This is a genomic window from Vibrio sp. 10N.222.48.A3 (genome assembly GCF_041475345.1).
Lineage (GTDB): Bacteria > Pseudomonadota > Gammaproteobacteria > Enterobacterales > Vibrionaceae > Vibrio > Vibrio tasmaniensis_A.
Window position 1 is genome coordinate 1 of the sequence record NZ_JBFRVX010000382.1, and the last position, 4,476, is coordinate 4,476.

General features: G+C 44.2%; 4 protein-coding genes. 2 read left to right on the forward strand and 2 right to left on the reverse strand.

Features of this window, described 5'->3' with window-relative positions; all coding sequences use genetic code 11:
- On the reverse strand, nt 1-448 hold a 448-nt coding region (locus AB4653_RS11820), incomplete at its 3' end, for a LysR family transcriptional regulator (protein WP_372104232.1).
- Nucleotides 449-952: 504 nt separating this feature from the next.
- Between AB4653_RS11820 and AB4653_RS11825 the strand changes: the two genes are divergently transcribed.
- Both AB4653_RS11825 and tdh read left to right on the forward strand, forming a co-directional pair.
- The gene (locus AB4653_RS11825; protein WP_009845597.1) at nt 953-2,146 is read left to right on the forward strand and encodes a glycine C-acetyltransferase; all 1,194 of its coding nucleotides are present in this window, start codon (nt 953-955) and stop codon (nt 2,144-2,146) included.
- Nucleotides 2,147-2,255: 109 nt separating this feature from the next.
- Nucleotides 2,256-3,287, forward strand: coding sequence for an L-threonine 3-dehydrogenase (tdh, locus tag AB4653_RS11830; RefSeq protein WP_102257511.1), 1,032 nt, complete (start codon nt 2,256-2,258; stop codon nt 3,285-3,287).
- A 110-nt stretch (nt 3,288-3,397) separates the two neighbouring features.
- On the opposite strand, the gene AB4653_RS11835 is transcribed toward tdh, so the two are convergent.
- Complete coding sequence (locus tag AB4653_RS11835; protein ID WP_102257532.1) at nt 3,398-4,435, reverse strand: tyrosine-type recombinase/integrase; 1,038 nt, start codon at nt 4,433-4,435, stop codon at nt 3,398-3,400.
- Between the last annotated feature and the right edge of the window lie 41 nt (nt 4,436-4,476).

Below are 4,476 nucleotides of genomic sequence, written 5' to 3' on the forward strand. Positions count from 1 at the left end.
GAAAGGCAATGTCGATGCCTTGGCGCAATATGTCGATGTCGCCATCAGCTGCCCTTAGCTTGAGTTGAATCTCTGGATACTGATTTAAAAATGGAACAACAAAAGGCTGTAGCACTGAGTTCAAGAACGCCTCAGGCGCCGCTACCGTTATAGAGCCTGCAGGTTCAGTATGGTCGGAGGTAGACAGCTCAACCGCTTGTTGCGCCGCATTAATCATGACCACGCTTTGGTCGTATACCAACTGGCCTGCTTGCGTGATGATCAATGTACGAGTGGTACGTTCAAACAGCTTTACTGAGAGTGCTTTTTCTAGACGTGTGATCAATTTACTCAACGCTGAGGGTGTCACCCCTAACTGCTTTGCTGCAGCGGTAAAGCTACCTTCGTTCACAACTAAGATAAACGAGGCGAGATCGGGAAGTAGGGCGATGAGTTTTGGGTTAATCATAAGTGTCCAGTAGGGCTAGTTGCAACGGTGAGCTTATTGACAATTGTGAGTGATCTCTTCTGATTTGTGAATCAATTTCATTAATCACTTGGCGTGATTGCTCTGATTGCTTGGCGTGTTTTGCTTTTCATCTCATCGGTTTTCATCTGTATAGCGGAGTTGCTGATGCACATTCTAAGAGAAGCGGATAATCATCACCATATCGTTCTGAGATGAAAAATAGAGATCTGATATGAAAGTGAAATTAGACACAAACGGAAGGGGATTTGACGTTAAAAAGAGCAGGTAAGACGCGTTTATGTGCCCTGTGTCACTGGGATGAACCATTATTCGTGCCTGCGATTCATTAATGTTTTTCCAACTAAAGGGATAATCGAGAAGGGGATGTTCAACTAGAATAGGGGTATAAGTTTTACAGTGTAAATGATCGAATTGAAATCGTTTACATCCCCTACATAATGCGGCGCGCGATGCTGCTGAATAATAATTAGGAAGGAATAGACAATGTCTTCTGCATTTTACCAACAGATTCAAACTCAAATCGAAGAAGTTAAAGAAGAAGGTCTTTACAAGTCTGAGCGCATTATCACTTCTGCACAAAAAGCAGCGGTTTCTATCTCGACTGGTGAAGAAGTACTAAACTTCTGTGCAAACAACTACTTAGGTCTTGCTAATCACCCAGCTCTTATCGAAGCAGCTAAAGATGGTATGGATCAGCACGGCTTTGGTATGGCTTCAGTACGTTTCATCTGTGGTACTCAAGACTCTCACAAAGAACTAGAGCAAAAGCTATCTACGTTCCTTGGTAAAGAAGACACTATCCTTTACACATCTTGCTTTGATGCAAACGCTGGCCTATTCGAAACGATTCTAGGCAAAGAAGACGCAATCATTTCTGATGCTCTAAACCACGCATCTATTATTGATGGTGTTCGTCTATGTAAAGCAATGCGCTTCCGTTACTCGAACAACAACATGGAAGAGCTAGAGCAACAACTTATCGCAGCTAAAGAAGCAGACGCTCGTCACACGCTTATCGTAACTGACGGTGTGTTCTCAATGGACGGCGTAGTCGCTAACCTTCCTGCTATCTGTGATCTTGCTGACAAGTACGGCGCACTAGTGATGGTTGATGACTCTCACGCAGTTGGCTTCATGGGTGAAAACGGCGCGGGTACTCACGAGTTCCATAACGTTGTTGACCGTATCGACATCATCACAGGTACGCTTGGTAAAGCAATGGGTGGCGCTTCAGGCGGTTACACTTCTGGTAAGAAAGAAGTAATCGACTGGTTACGTCAGCGTTCTCGTCCATACCTATTCTCTAACTCTGTTGCACCTGCAATCGTATCGGCGTCTATCCGCGTTCTAGATCTTCTAGCGGAATCTGGCGACCTACGCATTCAACTATGGGAAAACTCTGCTCACTTCCGTACTCGCATGGAAGCAGCTGGTTTCACTATGGGCGGTGCTGACCACGCAATCATCCCAATCATGCTGGGTGATGCAAAAGTTGCGGCTGAATTCGCAGAGCGCGCACTAGAGAAAGGCATCTACGTGGTAGGTTTCTCTTTCCCAGTAGTACCAAAAGGCGCAGCTCGTATCCGTACGCAAATGTCTGCTGCGCACTCTCGTGAGCAACTGGATCGCGCAATTGATGCGTTCATCCAAGTTGGTAAAGACATGGCTATCATCTAATTTTAAAGGGGTGCCTTTGCATCCTTTGATTAGATAGAACAACACCCAATAGAACATATAGATTTTTGATTCTCGCCTTACTGTTAGGCGAGATGAACTGGATAACATTATGAAAATTAAAGCACTTTCTAAGCTTAAGCCTGAAGAAGGCATCTGGATGACCGAGGTTGAAAAACCTGAAATGGGTCATAATGATCTTCTTATTCGTATTAAGAAAACTGCAATTTGTGGTACAGACGTACATATCTACAACTGGGATGAGTGGTCACAAAACACAATTCCAGTACCTATGGTGGTAGGTCACGAATACGTGGGTGAAGTTGTTGGCATCGGCCAAGAAGTTCGTGGTTTTGAAATCGGCGACCGTGTATCTGGCGAAGGTCACATCACATGTGGTCACTGTCGTAACTGCCGTGGCGGCCGTACTCACCTTTGTCGTAACACAACAGGTGTAGGTGTAAACCGCACTGGTGCGTTCTCTGAGTTCCTTGTGATCCCTGCGTTCAACGCATTTAAGATCCCTGCAGAAATCTCTGACGATCTAGCATCAATCTTTGACCCGTTTGGTAACGCAGTACACACAGCGCTTTCTTTCGACCTAGTAGGCGAAGACGTGCTAATTACTGGTGCTGGTCCAATCGGTATCATGGCTGCTGCTGTTGCTAAGCACGTTGGTGCTCGTCACGTTGTAATTACTGACGTAAATGAATACCGTCTAGACCTTGCTCGTCAAATGGGTGTGACTCGCGCAGTAAACGTGATGGAAGAGAAGCTTGAAGACGTAATGTCGGATCTTGGCATGACTGAGGGCTTCGATGTAGGTCTAGAAATGTCTGGTAACCCATCTGCGTTCAACAGCATGCTGACTAACATGAACCACGGCGGTAAGATCTCTCTACTAGGTATTCCACCATCAGACATGGCGGTAGACTGGAACCAAGTAATCTTCAAAGGCTTGGTTATCAAAGGTATCTACGGCCGTGAGATGTTCGAAACTTGGTACAAGATGGCTTCTTTGATTCAGTCAGGTTTAGACCTATCACCAATCATTACTCATCACTTTAAAATTGATGATTTCCAAGCTGGCTTCGATGCTATGCGTAGTGGGCTTTCTGGCAAGGTTATTCTTGATTGGGAATAGAAAAATTAGGCTCTAAATAGCAAAAGGCGACAGTGAAAACTGTCGCCTTTTTTACGAATAAAACCGCTAAATAACGGTAGATTACAGTGTCTGCCGCCACTTTGTCGCCATTAATTCTCTAATGGATTGAGGTGGACAGCTTGTATCAAATGTTCTGGAGCAAAATGAGAATACGCCATTGTCTGCTCGATCTTAGTATGGCCAAGAATACGCTGTAACACCAAGATATCCCCTTTGTTCATCATAAAATGCGAAGCAAAGGTATGCCGTAGAACATGCGTTGCTTGCCCACTCGGTACGTGCTCTGGTAAAGCTCTTTTAATGTAGCGCCAGGCGTCCTTGTAACTCGTGTTAAAAATTTCATGGTCGCTCACGGCGATATCTAAGATCTCTTGATATAAAGCTGGGGAGATGGGCACACTTCGATTCCTCTTACCTTTTGTCTCGGTGTAAGTCAGTTTAAATTCAGCTGCCTGTGAACGGGTAAGAGTTAGAGCTTCACTTATACGGGCACCGGTGGCTAAGCAAATCTTAGAAATTACAATGAGCTGTGGAATCGAGACTGTAATGACTCGGTTGAAATTTTTCAGGTTAACTAAGAACTCTTCAATTTGTGGCTTGGTTAGATATGCTAGGTTCTTCTCACTTGTTTTGATTGTTTCGATAGCTTCAAGTGGATTGGGGTATTTCCATTGATTGTATTTAATCAGTTTCTTGAACATTCCCTTTAGATAAATCAATTCCGTGTTATGTGTTGTTGGTGAAATCTTAATAGATTTATTTTTGCCACGGTAGGGTATTCGCGCTGCACGATAGTCTAAATAGTCTCGTTCTTTAAAGTGGGAGGCAATTGGATTCCCTAATTCTTCAATTGTCTTGGCTATTAGCCCCCGAGCTTGTTTACCCGATTTCAACGTATGACCGTGTATGGTCCACCAAGCGTCTAACAGTTCGCTCATTCTACGGTGATCGGGTTTACTTCCCATCCATGGCTTATCGTCAATCTCCTTCATCGTGTGAAGCTCAAAAGCCTTTGCTTCTCCCTTAGTCGTAAACTTTTTACGAACACGTTTCCCCATTCGCCCATTCGGGTAACATTCGCAGAGCCAAGGTTTGGTAGAACCATCTTTTAAATTGCGGATAGACATAATAAAGCCTAAAATTACTGTATATAAAAACAGTTTAATTG

What these genes read in the sequence shown, in the direction of transcription:
- AB4653_RS11835 (WP_102257532.1), bottom strand. Translation starts at nt 4,435, where the DNA reads ATGTCTATCCGCAATTTAAAAGATGGTTCTACCAAACCTTGGCTCTGC.
- AB4653_RS11825 (WP_009845597.1), top strand. Translation starts at nt 953, where the DNA reads ATGTCTTCTGCATTTTACCAACAGATTCAAACTCAAATCGAAGAAGTT.
- tdh (WP_102257511.1), top strand. Translation starts at nt 2,256, where the DNA reads ATGAAAATTAAAGCACTTTCTAAGCTTAAGCCTGAAGAAGGCATCTGG.